The organism is Mesorhizobium sp. Cs1299R1N3, from assembly GCF_037179625.1.
Taxonomy (GTDB): Bacteria; Pseudomonadota; Alphaproteobacteria; order Rhizobiales; family Rhizobiaceae; genus Mesorhizobium; species Mesorhizobium salmacidum.
Map to the genome: position 1 here is coordinate 1 of NZ_JAPYKQ010000005.1, position 13,443 is coordinate 13,443.

Here is a 13,443-nt window from a genome sequence, read left to right on the forward strand (position 1 = left end):
AGAAACGCACCGTCGAGGACACGTGGCGCCACATCGGACATCTCGTCGAAACCATCGAGGCAGCCGAATGTAAGAACTACTTCGAAAACGCAGGATACGCTTCCGTCAAAACGTGAAAGGCTCTAGTGTGGCGATCAGCGAGCTCACCGATGCGGTTGCGGATCTGCCGCGGGCGGTCGTTGAAACGGTCGACCGGCCGATTCCTTTCATTCAGCCCGAAACGCGCGAGACAGTGAGAAATCAGGTACTCGGCATTATCCATGAATACAGGATCGAGAACCCTCCAGGCGCGGCCGAGCAGGATTGAACTAGCCGTTCTGGTCTATCGCGTGGGGCGCGGGTTGGCTCCCGTTTTGCGCTTTGTGGCCGCTGAACCAGAACCAGGCCGCGATGATCACGACCGCCACAATCGCTATCCAGACTATGAGACGAGGCATTGCCGAATCCTCCGTGCCAGCAGTCTATCCACGTTGATGCGGTGATCAGGACGGGTTGAGGTCGGCTCGCCGCCCCTCGTATTTCAAATCCCAGAAGCGATCCTTTGTTCCGCTTGAGTTGGTTTCGGTCCTGGCCGACGGTTCCCTGTCACGGCCCATATCTTGCGATCGGCACCCGTGCGATCGGCGTTGATTGACGGGCATGCGGGGCACACTAGATCAATTCATGCCGATCACGATTTGCTTCGATGGCTGGGAGACTATTCTTGTGGCGCACCAAACGCCGGCTTTGACCTTCAGTGGCCGTCATCTCAGGCTGGATTATCTGTGCGCCCTGTTGCTTTTGGGTGTTTCGGCGGGATGCTCGTCTTCCGATAGGATCGAGCAGCAATCCCAAACCGCGGCCGCCGCCGCACAGACCGTATCGATGGTGCTCGATGCCTGGACAAGCGGGGCGGCGCCGTTCGCATATACCGCCGGCACGCTGCAATCGATCGGCAAGACACTGGCCGATGCCGAGGCGCAAATCCAATCGGCCGAAACGGCCGAACCCGCGGAGCGGGCTGCATTGGCGGCAGCGGTCAAGGATCTGTCGGTCGCGGTGGCTCACGCCGAGGCGGGATTGCAGGCAGGCAATCGAGCGGGGGTCCAAAAAGCAAAACAGGATCTTCAACTGGCCTCGCGCTCGCTGGCCGCCGCCTATGCAAACTATTTCGCGCCGAAGCCATGAAGAAGCTCGTGGAAATATCGCTCGGCGTCGTTACCAGCGTTGGCGGCTTCCTCGAAGTCGGATCGATGGCGACGGCGGCGCAGGCGGGCGCGACTTTCGGTTTCCAACTGATCTGGGCCGTGGTGCTCGGCACCATCTGCATCATCTTTCTGGTGGAAATGGCCGGCAGGTTCGCGGCGGTGAGCCATCACACGATCTGCGATGGCATTCGCGAGCGATTTGGCTTCAACGTCTTTGTGTGGCCGTTGCTTGCCACCTTCTTGCTCAGTCTCATGGTGCTCTCCGCCGAGATCGGCGGCGTTGCCATCGCACTCGAACTTGCGACCGGCATAGGCTTCCAGTGGTGGGCGTTGCCGGTGGCTTTTCTGGCGTGGCTGCTGCTCTGGAAAGGCACGTTCGGCCTCATCGAGAAAGGCGTGTCGATGCTCGGTCTGGTGACCTTGTGTTTCGTCGTCGCGGCCGTGATGCTGAAACCCGATTTGACAGCGGTCGCTGCTGGCGCCGTGCCTTCGCTGCCAGCCCACGATACCGCCAGTTACTGGTTCATGGCGGTCAGCATTCTCGGCGCCTCGATATCGCCGTACCTGTTCATGTTCTATTCCTCCGGGGCCATCGAGGACCAGTGGGACAAGAGCTATCTCGGTGCCAATCGGGCCATAGCGGGACTGGGGATGTCTTTCGGCGGCACCATTTCGGTTGGCGTGCTGATCGTGGCCACCCTCGTGCTGGCGACGCACGGCATCGACCAGGTGGACGATTATCACCAATTGCCGTTGATGCTGATCCCGGTATTCGGCTTCTGGGGTTTCGTCCTGTTCGTAGCCTCTCTCGCCATTGCCTGCTTCGGCGCTACGCTCGAAGTCGGGCTGCAGCAGGCTTACCTCGTGGCGCAAGGCTTCGGCTGGACGTGGGGCGAGGACCGCAAGCCGCGCGACAACCCAGGGTTCAGCGCGGTGTACACGGTATCGTTGTTTCTTGCCGCCATCCCCATCATGCTTGGTCTCGATCCGCTGAGGCTCACCATCTTTTCCATGGCGCTGACGGCGGCCAGCCTGCCGCTGACCGTGGTTCCATTCCTGTTTCTGCTGAACGACAAACGCTACGTCGGCGAGCATCGCAACGGCACTCTCTCCAACGCCGCGGTCATCTTCATCATCGCGCTCGGCTTTGTGCTGGCCGTGGTGACGATCCCGCTGCAGATATTCGGAGGCACATGATGAAATTGCTGCGTGATCTCCTGGACAAGCAGGTGGTCGACCGCGAACAGGTCAAGATCGGCAAGATTGATGGGCTGGTGGCGGAGTTGCGGCAGGGCAAGCCGCCAAGGATCATTGCGATCGAGCTCGGCTCCATCACTTTGGCACGTCGCCTCGGCGCGGGACCCGGGCGATGGATGGCGCGACTCGCGGCAAAGCTGGGTGGCAAGCACCATGGCAAACCGCATCGGATCGCCTGGCACAAGGTGAAGGATATCGGCACCGACATCGAGTTCGATGTGGGTGTGCGTCAGACGTCGATCTTCGCTTGGCAGGACTGGTTGCGCGACCATATCATCGGACGCATTCCGGGAGCTTGATGATGACCATCGTCAATCTCGAACATCTGGCTGGGCGACGCGTGCTCTCGCAGCGAGGCAAGAGCATCGGCTACATCGAGGAAATCTGCGCCGAACGGGATGACGACGATTTCGTCGTTACCGAATTCCACGTCGGCATCTACGCTGCTTTCGAGCGTCTTTCGGCGTCGGCCATAGGCGTGGCGGTGCTCGATCTGTTTCGGCTGCGCCGCCGCGATGGTCTATACCGCATCCCTTGGGACAAGCTCGACATCTCCGACCCGGCGCGCCCGCGGCTGCTGTGCCCGATGACCGAACTATCCGGCATGAAGAGCGCACCCGATCTTCGCGAATAGGTCGCCGCCGCGCATCGGCATCGACGCCAAGGCGGCGCCGACCCTCAAGAACGCAGAGGCGGAGGTCGCGGTTTTTCTGGCCGCCAGCATGCTGCGCTGAAAATGTTCACGACGTGTTCTACACGGAAGCAATCCGCGAGCTTACCGTCACGGATACTCCCTTCCTGGTCGCTTCATCCAGGAGAGAGGTCGGCATGACGGAGCCGACATCAATCGCCAACGGGCATCATGCCGTTGGCCGAGCCGAATATGACATCAAAGAAATGCGTGCCCTTGAACACCTTGCCAAATGAAGCGGAGTTGCTGGCCGAGGATTTGCGTAACTGCTCGATCCCAGGTCCCAGCGACAGTCCCGCTGTGCCGTAGCCGAGTGAGGTGACCACTCCGGCTAACTCATGGAATCGAGGCTTCCGATCGCGGCCGAGGCGATGGTCCAGGTCGAAGGCCACGTCAGCTCCGTCGGGACGAATCAAGACCCATGAAAGAACGACGACGTCGTTATCGATGCCTGGGGCTCGGGCCGCTCCACCAGCCTCATTCCGGCCGTTCCAGGGACCTGGTCCGTCATAACGATTGCCTTCATCGTCCATCTACCTGTGTGGGTCGTGGTCATCTTTCTGAATTCCTTGGCACGAGCGAAAGGGGAAACGCGAAACTAATGGTCCAATGATCTTTGCTATCAGGCCGGCGGCCAAACATCTGTCTCGTTACCTAAACCGGAGCGTTGTCCTGAGGCCAGGTTGCCACTGATGCTGGCGTGATGAAACACGCTCCCGGCATCCTTGGACGAGCGGACACGCATTTCGGAATCCGGAGTTCGCGAGGCTCGGCTGAGTCGCAGCGCCGGATTGCACGAACGCTCGCAGCTTGCTTTCGGCCTTTGCCGTTTCAAGTGTTTTCTTCCGCCAAGCAGCGAACTCGGCCGACGATGAAAGCCCGACGAACGTTTTCAACTAAGAATGTCACCATTGGCACGCCGTAAGAAAAACCACACGTCTGACGCGAGAGATGCCTCGGGGCGCGGTATTGGGGTCATGTGCAAGGAACCGCACCCGGAATTGCTTCTCTGCCTGAATGCGCTCGTCGTGCTTTTGCCTGGTTCTGCCATGGTCACATCCACCACGGTTCAACATATGCCACTGCCCGTCGCCGATAGAGGCGCGCGCTAATATTGAAGTAATCGTCAGGCTCCCACGGTTCCATGGCTCCGGCCTATGGTGGCGGTCGTCCGGCGCCCCGGTTAACGTCGTTCAGGCGTGACTGTCTGGCAAGGATCGCGAAGACAACTGCGAACCTTCCGCCTCGACATTGAAAACGATGCTCGCCCTAAAGACCAAATCGCCGGCCTCGTCACGCACCACCATCACCATCTTGTGGTGATCGCCATCTGGAAGCGCGTCCCTCGTCCAGATCGAAATGATAGAGCGCCATCGCCCCGAACATGGAGGTGTGACAATTGCTCCTTCGATCTGAAGCTGTAGCTCCTTCAGAAAATGCCCATGACAACCAGGATGATCCCAATCGCCGCCACGGCCATGACGAGGATCATAGCTATCTCGAAACCGGGACGGAAAGTGTCAGTCATCTGGCACTACGCACACAGGGACAACAGCCCGGCCTGCTCCTCGAGTGACACAGGATTCCGCAGGCCGGGCCGTACGCCGGCCTGGAGGGCAAGCCGGTGACGGTTAAGCATGTTCCTAAGCGGACCTGTCCGCAATGGCATGTCCGATTGCGTACAAAATCCCCGTGCGGCGTGTCACCCACGGGATCCTATGATCCCGTGGGTGTACAATCGCCGGCCTTAACGTCCGCTAGGGACGATGGTGCGCTTTGGCGCGAGGGCTTGCCGAATGATCTTGGCGGCTTCGTCCGGTGTGATACCGCACTTGCGAGCATAGTAGGCAGCTTCCGTTTCAAGCTCGCCTTCCATCGGGATTTCAATCACCTTCTTTGCTTTGTGCTTGGCCTTCTTACCCATAGGACGAATCACACCACAAAACGATGTGCCCCGAACATGGCGACGTGGCGATTGTTCCGTCCGTTACCTCCTAATGATCCAATCCACCAAGGCCGCGTCAACGCGCTCGCACCCGGTAAACTCGTAGGCGAGGCTTTGAGCGAGTGCACGCCATTCACACTCCGGTGTCTTCATTTCCAAGACCAAGTCCTTAAAGACCTTGCGGAGAATGTCGGCATCGAACGCGGACACGCGGTGCTGCTCAACGTCTTTGAGCGCTTCGTCAATTTTGCGCTGACGAAACCGCTTTAGAAGCTCGTGCGACGCTGCGATTGCACGTCGGGTTTGGGCTATGTCACCCCGAAGCGAGGAAATGTAGGCCCTAGAGTGGTGCTGAGACAGGAAACTGGCGTCAACCACCGCCCGCGCGATGTCTGTACCGCTTTCGATCATAGCTACCTCCCAATAGCTAGGATTTTAAGTACCTCTATTTAAAGCGGGGCTTCAAAGGATTCAACGTCGGTTTGATACGAAGGGAACCGGTCCGAGCCTATGGCTGGCTATCGTCTGGCGCTCCGGTTATCTGGCTAACCGCCATTTCCGAAAGTTTGTGGTCCGCAAGTTGTTGAATGAACCATCGGGCATGCTCGCCTCATTAGGCAGGCGAGACGCTGTTGTCGCGGACCGACTTCATGAACGCCTCACGTACCGCGTCGAGATCGAAGACGGAAACGGGCTGGCTGTCCTTCTCGAGCAGCTTGCTCGATAAGGAGTCGATCCCCCATCTGTGCCTCTGTCATTCGCAGGTGAAGACACAAGGGTGAGGTCGATCAATGGACGATAGTTGCCCGGCAAAGGAAAGCAGAGTCTCGTCGGCTCGGCGCCCTGAAAAAAGAGTTGCCTGAAGGACGCCGAGCCTAACCGGCGAAATTGGCGGGGCGCGCGTCGTCTCGCCGGCTAAGGGTTTTATGCGCTCTTTAAGGCAACTCGCACAAAGCATCCGAACGAACTAAAGGGTCAGCCGATTGGCGGTAGCAGGCAATTTCGTTGTCGGCGCTGCTGGTTCCTTAGAGGGGCTGACGTGGATGAAGCTGCCTAATGATCTTGGTTCCGTTTGCTTGCCGGCGCCCTTGTATTCCAGCGGAACCTAATATGCGCTTGCGGCTTGTTGAGGCATGAGCACGCGCGGTCTCAATTTTCTGCATAAGTGGCTAGGCAGCAATCTGTCAGGGCTTGCCAGTCCAGACGTACTTTCGGTTGCCGAGGCAATCCAGAAGCTTTTTGCGGACGCGAAGGCGATCGGGATCAGCAGCATCGAGATGGAGGAAGAGACCGGCAGCGTTTATGAAACGGTGCTCGATGCCATCGTCCATCATGACGCTGGCCTTCTGGAATAACGCCTGATCCCGAGTTGGTGGAATGAGGCTGCGTTATGTTCTGCCGAACTGCCGCTCAGCACCCAAACTGCATGGAAACCTAGATTTTTAGACGTATGGAACCGAACACAACGACCCTAGAACGCGCGTTTGAACTGGCCCGGTCTGGCGAGCTAAGGGATGTAGAAGGCCACGTCGTCAGCTGAGATCGGAGGGTTATGATTCGAGCCAGCCGTTCCCTAGTTAAGCAGCTGAGGACAGTCCTTAAGTCCTCGGCACCAGCAGGCGACATGCGGTACTAGCCCTGCCGAGAAGCGCAGCTGTTCTGGGCCAGCCTGACGCAGCGGCACGGTGACGGGAATGCCCAGCTTTCCCCACATATGCCATTATCACACCGACCGGGGGGATGCGCGTCCACGCTCCAGCGCGCTGTACGAGGCCCTCGATCGGCCTGGGGTCGGGCCAGCCACATTCCGCGCGCCAGCCTGCACCGGCTAGGGCAAGTGAGGTGCATCACCATCAACTATCAGCCGGTTGTGCTCCCAGAAAGAATGCCAGACCACTTGCCGCGCGTCCCGTTCATCCACCATCTGGCCGCACAGGGGGCAGCGGTAGAAATACTCGCTTTCATGGTCGGCGATCTTGCCGTTGAGGTGAGGTTCAAATGAGCCAAGATCCGATAGCTTGATCATTGTAATCACTTTAACATTCAATTTAGCTAAAATGTTCCGGAACTAATATGCCGGACCGTGGCTTGAGGAGCGGTTGAGTGCTGTGCATGCGTCTGAAGTTCATACCGCCGCTGATGCCGCTCCCGAGGGCGACGACTGGATCCACGGGGTGAAGTGTGGGCAGTGTGCTTGAGGAACAGGCTGATGCTCAGGTATCGGATGGTGACGTTCGACCGGTCGACCCCCAGGTCGCCTTTGAAGAAGGGCTTCTGTTGATCGTCGACGGAATGGCATCCCGGATGCGTCCGCGGAAATAGCGGCGTTCGCTCCAGTCAGTACGACTGGCGCTATGGACTCATGTTACGCGCAAACCCGTCAGAACTAGATCCAGCGGCGACATCAACAACTCTGGCGACGTCGCCGACGCGGAACGATCCCATGCGAACGCCAGCGGTAATGGCTATTCACACCACTCCACGTTCCCACAGCCAGTTATAAAGGAGACAGTCCATGACCATTCACAAGTTCGCCCTTGCCGACGCGCCGCTGGAACGCTCGCCGGGGCAGGATGGCGACATCTTCGCCGGCAACGTCCTAGACCAGCGTCAGGGCGGGCCAGTGACGATCGGCTTCGGACGCTACGGGCCAACCCAGACCCTGAAGGAGACTATCACCGTGCACGACACGATGGTGATCCTCGAAGGAAAGATCAGTGTCTCCGACGACCACGGATCGGTGACGGCAGGCCCAGGGGAGATCGTCGCCATGCAGAAGGGCGATAAGGTGACGATCCGTTCCCACGAGAATGGTGCTGTGACGGCTTACGTCACTTACCCTCATTGGCAACAGCCGGATGCTTGATCGCATCAGGTCGCGGTGGGCACCTCATGGGTCCAATTGCGTCCGGGTGGGCTTTCTCGAGCGCCCACTCGATCGCGCGGCAGTGTCTGGACTTGGAGTGGTCGAATTCCGCTTCACCACATTGCCTCGTACAAGGCCATGATCTCAGCATTCCCCTGTAGTCGAATTTTGCATCGATGGAATATCAAACGGGCGTGCGCGTTCGCCAGCCGGCTCGACTCACCCAAATTTGCATCTGTTTCTGTGGGGATATCTGTGGGGTAGCGCAAATACCGTATTCCTAACCCATTGTTTTGACTGGTCGGAGTGGCAGGATTTGAACCTGCGACCCCCTCGTCCCGAACAAGTTGTTTTGCCAAGAAAAGCCCGGATTTCTGGGCTTTTTTGTTGCCGCCCAACCCGTTTGTTCCGCATTAATTCCGGGGTTTCGGGTAGGTTTCTGGTAGGTTTCCGGTAGGTGTTCTAATCCCGTTCTATCGCATCCGAACGACGTTGCTCTTGACCTTCAGGGCCGGAGCTTTCGCCGTGATCCGCTCCGCCGCCTCGGCTTGGAAGTCGGGATGGTGGTGATAGTAGGTCGAGCGCAAAACCGCTTCGGTCATGCCAAGGTAATCGGCCGCGAGCGATAGCTCCGTCCCGTTCTGCATCAACCAAGTCGCGGCGGTGTGGCGCAGCGTGTGCGGCGTCACGTCGGTTTGGAAGTTGCCCTCTTCGTCATACCAGCCAAGCCCGGCCGCCTCGCACGCCGACTTGAACGCCTTGCGCACGGAGCCGACGGGCTGGCCCTCCCACTCGACGACAAAGTCGTGCGAGATCATGCGGCCGATATTGAGGCTCTTCTGTCGGCGCTCATACTTCAGGAAGACCGGCGTCCGCGCCCATCGGCGCACATGGGCAAGCACGCGATCGGGGAGCCGCACCGGCGGCTGTCGCTTCTTTGTCTCCCGCTCGCCGTCGGCGCGGCGGAAGAACACGCCTCGATCGAGGTCGACATAGGCCCGGCCTTCAGTGGTGCGGATTGCAGCGTCACAGACGGCGCCCGACCGCGTCCCGGTGTAGAGCGACACGATGATGAACCGCGCGACGTGGCGGGCGGTGTAGCGGTCGCTGTCGTGGCCTTTCCATGTCTGGCGGAGCCGCCATGCAGCGCGGAGCAACCGGGCGGCCTCCTGGCGCGTAAGCCAGCGCTGGCGGCCTACGGGTTTCTCCGGCAGCACGATTGCCGGGATCGAGGTCACATAGCCCTCGCTATAGTAATGTTTGAGGGCGGCGCGGAGGTCTTCAAGCTGGCGACGGCCGGCGGGTTCGGTGGCCGCCTGTTTTATGTAGTCGCGGCATACCTTGCCATTGATCTCGCTTAGGGCCATCCGGCCAAAGAACTTCAGGATGGCGGCGAGGCGCGAGGCGGTTTCACCCGGCCTCGCGTGACTTGGGGCAACGTCGGTCGAGTAGACGTTGATAACGTCGCTGACTTTTACCTGATCGGGGTCACGGTTGCGGTCGCGCGCCGGGGCATGTTTTTCCGCAAGGTGCTTTTGGAGGCGTTTTTCAGCCTCGCCAAGCTCGCTTCGGCCGCAGCCTGTGCCAATTCGACGCTCTCCGTCTTGGATATACCAGCCGGCGGCGTGCATGAGGGAGCCGTTTTTCTTCCGGTATTCGTCTCGCCAGACGAGGCGAGCGCCTTTGCTTGGACGCGGCATAGTTCTCTCATGCGCTCGATCGCCTCCAAAGTCGTGTATTCCTTGTTGGCGATCATTTCTGTGGTAAGGCGACCACGATCGCGCTCCTTACGGAGGCCCTTGACCGTCATCGTGTTATCTGGAAAGGCGATCTTCGCCGCCTTGTCAAGGCGGATAGGGCTCGATTTGTCGAAGTCGCAAAGCGCTCTTGCGTTCATCGTGCCACCGCCTTTGCCTTCAGCGCCAACTTCGCCGCGATGATGTCGTCGAGAACCTTGACGGCGACATAGACCTTCCCGTCTTCGCCGTGGTGCTTCATCAGCAGCGGGAACTTTTTGGTCCAGTAGTCGATCAGTTGCGGGGCGACATCGGCGCGCTTTGCGGCCTCGCGGCGGGTAATGAATTCGATCGCTGGCTTGTTCATCGTCTCTCTCTTCGTTTCAGCGTGGTAGGGCGCTTCTGGAATGGTCGGCCGGGGATTTTCTGTTTCTTCGGCTTCGCGTCGTCGTCGTGATCTTCCTCCGGCGGGTCGCGTTTCAGCATCCGCTCGCGGAAGGCGGATTGTTCCCTGGCAAGCCGGCGCGTGCGGTAAATCTCCGTCACGTCGCCTTGCGCCTTGGCCTTGGTCTTGCCGCCGGAGGTCTTGCCTACGTGGCAATCCTTGTGCCGGATCACGATATGCTTCGGGTCATTGGCCGCCGGGATAGTGTCGCCGGCCTCCGCATCCCATGCCCTCAACTGGAGGGGCGGGACGTGGTCGCGGTGGATATTATCCAGGCTCCCAAGGCGCTCGCCGCAATCCGGGCAACGCGCTTGGACAAGGCACGCCTCCAGCGTCGTCTTGACACTGATCTTCGGCCTGTAGCCGGTCGGTGGGGAGGCTTCGGGTTCGCGGGGCGCTACAGACATCATGCGGCCTCCGCAACGAACGTAGCGGTCTTGGCGGCGCACCGGGCGACAAGCTCACGGTAAAGCGGCGTGCCTTCGACGACGTAGTGCTTCGCGCGATTGATAGCCTCGCCCTTCCACCAATCGACCATCATGGCGCGGCTCTCGGCAAACTCCAGTACCTTGCACGCCAGGCCGAAGTAGGTTTCGTGGTCGCCATCCATCCGCCGGGCGCGCTCGACCGCGATCGAGTGCAGCACGCCGTCGTCGAAGGTTCCTTCGCCTTGCACCCAATTGAAATAGTCGAGCGGCACGTCGGCGATCGGCTCGCCCTTGTGCTTGCCAAACGCGAACCGCTTGAAGAGCGGCGGCAAGGCGGAAATCCGGAGCAATTCCTCCAGCGGGGCGAGCCGGAGAAGGCAAAGGAAGATCGGCGCGGTGACATAGGCGTCCGCTCCGGCGCGGTGCGGAAACAGGTTCTCCCGTTCATCGCGGGAGAGCGCGACGCCGAAGTGATAGCGAAGGTATTGAACGTTGTGCTGCTTTGCGTCCGGGGCGAGCCGTAGGGCGGTCTTGAACGTGCAGGCCCATGGCTGAAGCTCCGGAAGGAAGCTCGCCTCGAAAGCTGCATTGTGGGCGACGTATAGGACCGCGCGCTTGACGCGATCGACCGCGAGATCGCGCGGCGGCGCTACCGTGAGATCGCTCTCGACGATTTGGTGAATGGCGCTCGCCTCGATCGGGATAGGCTTCGTGTTCTTGACGAAGGTTTCGTCATACCAGGGCGCGAGTGAGATCGCCCCGGCCTCCGGCTGGACGGCATCGCGCCAGCCGATTTGCAGGATTTCATGTTCGGCCGCGTTGATGCCGGACGTTTCAATGTCAAGCGTGCGAAAGGTAGCGGTCATGGGTCGGCTTGCCGATCTTGCGTTGGCCTTCGGACTTCAGCGCTTTGATGTCGAGGCCGGGAATGATGTCGGTGGATATGACGGCAAGGGCAGCTTCCAAATATTCTTGGAACTCCAGTTCATCCATGCTGTCGAAGTTGGTCGAGCGCGGCCGGATCAAGAGGCTCCCGTCGATCAAGACGAAGTCTTCGATATAGCCGAGCTTGACCTTGATCGCGGTATGGAGGTCTTCCGCCGTCCGCCAGCGGTCCTGGTTTTCCGCCACGATGCCAAGCAGAACCCAATAGAAGCGATGGCGAGGGAGCGAGCGCGGCATTGAGATTGCCGCGCGCACATCGGCGAACATCGGGACGCGCTCGATCATTTCGTGATCGTATGCCGTCAAGGGGACGAAGCCGGCCGGCACGCGGCGGAGCATCGTGAAGGGCTTGTCGTCGGCCTTTTTCTTGCTCACGCTGCCCTCCGCATTTCGGGCGCGGCGTAGGACAGGCCGGAGCGGGCGCACGCCTTGCAATAGGGCTTCAAAATGTCTTCCTTGGCCGCGCCGCAGAAGAACATTTCTTCGACCGACGGCTTGCGCTCCGAACCCCAAAGCGGGAAGCGGCAGTGCGTGTAGTCAGCGTCGAGAATGTGAACGCGGGTCACGCGCGGCGCGATGGTCAAGGCCGCGTTTGGATCAGCTGCGATCGGCTCCGGCTTTTTCGGGGTGGCCTGATTTTTTGCCACCACTTCAACGCCGAATTTCATCCGCTTCGGCTCTTTCTTCAGGCGCGGCTCGCGGCGCGGCGCTGGCGCACGGTCGGCGCGCTTGGTCGAGCGCATCGAATGCTTTTCATGGCCGCCAAGCTTGACTTCCTGCCGGCTGGCAAAGCCGATGACGGCGTTGCGCGAGCATCCGAAAATGAAGCTCATGTCGGCCGCCGAATAGTCGTGCTTGGCTAGATCGGCGATCAGTGCGGCGCGAACCGCCTTCGGCTGTTTCCAGCGATCGGCGAGCGGGGTTTTGGTGAAGGCGCTAACGCGCGCCTTCACTTCGTCGGATAGCTCGATCATTGCGCGGCGACCTTTACTTCAAGCTCTTTCTTCAGGGCGAGAGCATCGGTCGGCGATTTGGCCCAAAACTCGCGAAGCGGATGCCGGTTGCGTTCCATGAAGGAACGAACCGCCTCGGCATCGCAGCCGCGCGTCCAGGCGAGAACGCGGTCGGCGAACTGGTCGACCGGCACGCTTTCCAGTTCGGCGGTTTGGCCGTTGAAGCAAACCAGAAGCGAGGGCGTCTTGTTGATCCGCTCTTCGCGAGCTTTCCGCTCCGCCTCATGCACGATCTCGCTCGCGGTCGACATTTGGTCGATGACGCGGGCACGGTCCATTTCTTCCTCGGCATAGACCCCGCCGAACTCTTCCGGCCAGCCGGCGCGGAGCGCTTGCGCCTCGGCGCATTTGGTGATCATGACGAACGGCATCTTCGGCCAGTTGCCGCCATCGTCGAGAACGGTCGGAACCGCGCCAGCCTTCAGCCTCTTGATCGGATTGCCGTCCGGCCAGCACTCGCCGGTTTCCTCGTAGGCGTCGGCTGCATACTTCAGCGGCGCGAATTCATCCCAATAGGCTTCGCCGACGACAGGCCACCACGTTCCGGCGTTGTCCTGTTGATGCAGCTTGATTGTGACCTTGACGATGCCCTTGGGATTGCCTGGACCCTTCAGCGCTTCGTCATACTCGACTATCGCCGGCTCGGATGCCGGGCGGTAGTTGCGGCAACGCGAGGCGATGACCCGAAGGCCGTCGCGCGACACGATGATCGACATACGGCGCTTGGAAGTGTCCTTCGCCTTTTTGCCGAAGACCATCGGCAGGATTTGCGAGCGGAACGGGTTCAACCGCATCGACCGCGCAACTTCCATGAACAGGTCAAATTCGGTGTCGTTGCAATCCTTGGCGATCGTATCCTTGACTAGCCGGATTTGCGTTGGCGACAGGCCGGCGTCGCGATTGATAGACGTGACAGCGTTGCTATGCATC

18 protein-coding genes and 2 pseudogenes are annotated in these 13,443 nt (G+C 59.9%); 8 read left to right on the plus strand and 12 right to left on the minus strand.

Annotated elements, in window-relative coordinates; all coding sequences use genetic code 11:
- From O7B34_RS13040 to O7B34_RS13065, 6 genes and pseudogenes are all read left to right on the plus strand, one after another.
- Positions 1-116 (plus strand): annotated as a pseudogene (locus tag O7B34_RS13040) (IS630 family transposase); the annotation flags it as partial.
- An 11-nt stretch (positions 117-127) separates the two neighbouring features.
- Complete coding sequence (locus tag O7B34_RS13045; protein ID WP_337146425.1) at positions 128-307, plus strand: hypothetical protein; 180 nt, start codon at positions 128-130, stop codon at positions 305-307.
- Positions 308-864: 557 nt separating this feature from the next.
- Positions 865-1,167, plus strand: coding sequence for a hypothetical protein (locus O7B34_RS13050; protein WP_337146426.1), 303 nt, complete (start codon positions 865-867; stop codon positions 1,165-1,167).
- Positions 1,164-2,384: an NRAMP family divalent metal transporter gene (locus tag O7B34_RS13055; RefSeq protein WP_337146427.1), complete on the plus strand. Its 1,221-nt coding sequence runs from the start codon at positions 1,164-1,166 to the stop codon at positions 2,382-2,384. The genes O7B34_RS13050 and O7B34_RS13055 overlap by 4 nt, the downstream gene beginning before the upstream one ends.
- The gene (locus O7B34_RS13060) at positions 2,384-2,743 is read left to right on the plus strand and encodes a hypothetical protein (RefSeq protein ID WP_337143263.1); all 360 of its coding nucleotides are present in this window, start codon (positions 2,384-2,386) and stop codon (positions 2,741-2,743) included. Before O7B34_RS13055 ends, O7B34_RS13060 begins: the two co-directional genes overlap by 1 nt.
- Before the next feature lie 2 nt (positions 2,744-2,745).
- Positions 2,746-3,078, plus strand: a complete 333-nt coding sequence (locus tag O7B34_RS13065) for a hypothetical protein (RefSeq protein ID WP_337143264.1) — start codon at positions 2,746-2,748, stop codon at positions 3,076-3,078.
- Positions 3,079-3,416: 338 nt separating this feature from the next.
- On the opposite strand, the pseudogene O7B34_RS13070 reads toward O7B34_RS13065, so the two are convergent.
- The 4 genes and pseudogenes from O7B34_RS13070 to O7B34_RS13080 all read right to left on the minus strand — a co-directional run.
- Positions 3,417-3,661: pseudogene (locus O7B34_RS13070) on the minus strand (NADP-dependent oxidoreductase); the annotation flags it as partial.
- 667 nt (positions 3,662-4,328) lie between these two features.
- Positions 4,329-4,568: a DUF6894 family protein gene (locus O7B34_RS32165; RefSeq protein ID WP_442920965.1), complete on the minus strand. Its 240-nt coding sequence runs from the start codon at positions 4,566-4,568 to the stop codon at positions 4,329-4,331.
- Between the two features lie 314 nt (positions 4,569-4,882).
- Complete coding sequence (locus tag O7B34_RS13075) at positions 4,883-5,059, minus strand: hypothetical protein (RefSeq protein WP_337143265.1); 177 nt, start codon at positions 5,057-5,059, stop codon at positions 4,883-4,885.
- 63 nt (positions 5,060-5,122) lie between these two features.
- Positions 5,123-5,491, minus strand: coding sequence for a hypothetical protein (locus tag O7B34_RS13080; protein WP_337143266.1), 369 nt, complete (start codon positions 5,489-5,491; stop codon positions 5,123-5,125).
- 722 nt (positions 5,492-6,213) lie between these two features.
- On the opposite strand from O7B34_RS13080, the gene O7B34_RS13085 reads away from it, so the two are divergent.
- The gene (locus tag O7B34_RS13085) at positions 6,214-6,435 is read left to right on the plus strand and encodes a DUF768 domain-containing protein (protein WP_337143267.1); all 222 of its coding nucleotides are present in this window, start codon (positions 6,214-6,216) and stop codon (positions 6,433-6,435) included.
- A gap of 473 nt (positions 6,436-6,908) precedes the next feature.
- Here the strand turns inward: O7B34_RS13085 and O7B34_RS13090 are convergent, their stop codons facing one another.
- Positions 6,909-7,106 carry a hypothetical protein gene (locus tag O7B34_RS13090; protein WP_337143268.1) on the minus strand — a complete coding sequence of 66 codons (198 nt, stop codon included), beginning with the start codon at positions 7,104-7,106 and terminating at the stop codon, positions 6,909-6,911.
- Positions 7,107-7,595: 489 nt separating this feature from the next.
- Between O7B34_RS13090 and O7B34_RS13095 the strand changes: the two genes are divergently transcribed.
- Positions 7,596-7,946, plus strand: coding sequence for an ethanolamine utilization protein (locus O7B34_RS13095; RefSeq protein WP_337146428.1), 351 nt, complete (start codon positions 7,596-7,598; stop codon positions 7,944-7,946).
- Between the two features lie 473 nt (positions 7,947-8,419).
- On the opposite strand, the gene O7B34_RS13100 is transcribed toward O7B34_RS13095, so the two are convergent.
- The 7 genes from O7B34_RS13100 to bet form a co-directional block, all read right to left on the minus strand.
- Positions 8,420-9,646, minus strand: a complete 1,227-nt coding sequence (locus O7B34_RS13100) for a tyrosine-type recombinase/integrase (RefSeq protein WP_337146429.1) — start codon at positions 9,644-9,646, stop codon at positions 8,420-8,422.
- A gap of 193 nt (positions 9,647-9,839) precedes the next feature.
- Complete coding sequence (locus tag O7B34_RS13105; protein ID WP_337146430.1) at positions 9,840-10,049, minus strand: hypothetical protein; 210 nt, start codon at positions 10,047-10,049, stop codon at positions 9,840-9,842.
- Positions 10,046-10,534, minus strand: coding sequence for a hypothetical protein (locus O7B34_RS13110; protein WP_337146431.1), 489 nt, complete (start codon positions 10,532-10,534; stop codon positions 10,046-10,048). Before O7B34_RS13110 ends, O7B34_RS13105 begins: the two co-directional genes overlap by 4 nt.
- Complete coding sequence (locus tag O7B34_RS13115) at positions 10,534-11,421, minus strand: putative quorum-sensing-regulated virulence factor (protein ID WP_337146432.1); 888 nt, start codon at positions 11,419-11,421, stop codon at positions 10,534-10,536. Before O7B34_RS13115 ends, O7B34_RS13110 begins: the two co-directional genes overlap by 1 nt.
- Positions 11,396-11,875: a DUF1367 family protein gene (locus O7B34_RS13120; RefSeq protein ID WP_337146433.1), complete on the minus strand. Its 480-nt coding sequence runs from the start codon at positions 11,873-11,875 to the stop codon at positions 11,396-11,398. The genes O7B34_RS13115 and O7B34_RS13120 overlap by 26 nt, the downstream gene beginning before the upstream one ends.
- Positions 11,872-12,474: a GcrA family cell cycle regulator gene (locus O7B34_RS13125; RefSeq protein ID WP_337146434.1), complete on the minus strand. Its 603-nt coding sequence runs from the start codon at positions 12,472-12,474 to the stop codon at positions 11,872-11,874. The genes O7B34_RS13120 and O7B34_RS13125 overlap by 4 nt, the downstream gene beginning before the upstream one ends.
- Positions 12,471-13,442, minus strand: coding sequence for a phage recombination protein Bet (gene bet, locus O7B34_RS13130; protein ID WP_337146435.1), 972 nt, complete (start codon positions 13,440-13,442; stop codon positions 12,471-12,473). Before bet ends, O7B34_RS13125 begins: the two co-directional genes overlap by 4 nt.
- Between the last annotated feature and the right edge of the window lies 1 nt (position 13,443).

Coding starts and splice junctions, on each gene's coding strand:
- O7B34_RS13095 (WP_337146428.1), top strand. CDS start 7,596: ATGACCATTCACAAGTTCGCCCTTGCCGACGCGCCGCTGGAACGCTCG.
- O7B34_RS13065 (WP_337143264.1), top strand. CDS start 2,746: ATGACCATCGTCAATCTCGAACATCTGGCTGGGCGACGCGTGCTCTCG.
- O7B34_RS13125 (WP_337146434.1), bottom strand. CDS start 12,474: ATGATCGAGCTATCCGACGAAGTGAAGGCGCGCGTTAGCGCCTTCACC.
- O7B34_RS13060 (WP_337143263.1), top strand. CDS start 2,384: ATGAAATTGCTGCGTGATCTCCTGGACAAGCAGGTGGTCGACCGCGAA.
- O7B34_RS13090 (WP_337143268.1), bottom strand. CDS start 7,106: ATGATCAAGCTATCGGATCTTGGCTCATTTGAACCTCACCTCAACGGC.
- O7B34_RS13050 (WP_337146426.1), top strand. CDS start 865: ATGGTGCTCGATGCCTGGACAAGCGGGGCGGCGCCGTTCGCATATACC.
- O7B34_RS13110 (WP_337146431.1), bottom strand. CDS start 10,534: ATGTCTGTAGCGCCCCGCGAACCCGAAGCCTCCCCACCGACCGGCTAC.
- O7B34_RS13085 (WP_337143267.1), top strand. CDS start 6,214: ATGAGCACGCGCGGTCTCAATTTTCTGCATAAGTGGCTAGGCAGCAAT.
- bet (WP_337146435.1), bottom strand. CDS start 13,442: ATGCATAGCAACGCTGTCACGTCTATCAATCGCGACGCCGGCCTGTCG.
- O7B34_RS13075 (WP_337143265.1), bottom strand. CDS start 5,059: ATGGGTAAGAAGGCCAAGCACAAAGCAAAGAAGGTGATTGAAATCCCG.
- O7B34_RS13105 (WP_337146430.1), bottom strand. CDS start 10,049: ATGAACAAGCCAGCGATCGAATTCATTACCCGCCGCGAGGCCGCAAAG.
- O7B34_RS13115 (WP_337146432.1), bottom strand. CDS start 11,421: ATGACCGCTACCTTTCGCACGCTTGACATTGAAACGTCCGGCATCAAC.
- O7B34_RS13100 (WP_337146429.1), bottom strand. CDS start 9,646: ATGCCGCGTCCAAGCAAAGGCGCTCGCCTCGTCTGGCGAGACGAATAC.
- O7B34_RS13055 (WP_337146427.1), top strand. CDS start 1,164: ATGAAGAAGCTCGTGGAAATATCGCTCGGCGTCGTTACCAGCGTTGGC.
- O7B34_RS13080 (WP_337143266.1), bottom strand. CDS start 5,491: ATGATCGAAAGCGGTACAGACATCGCGCGGGCGGTGGTTGACGCCAGT.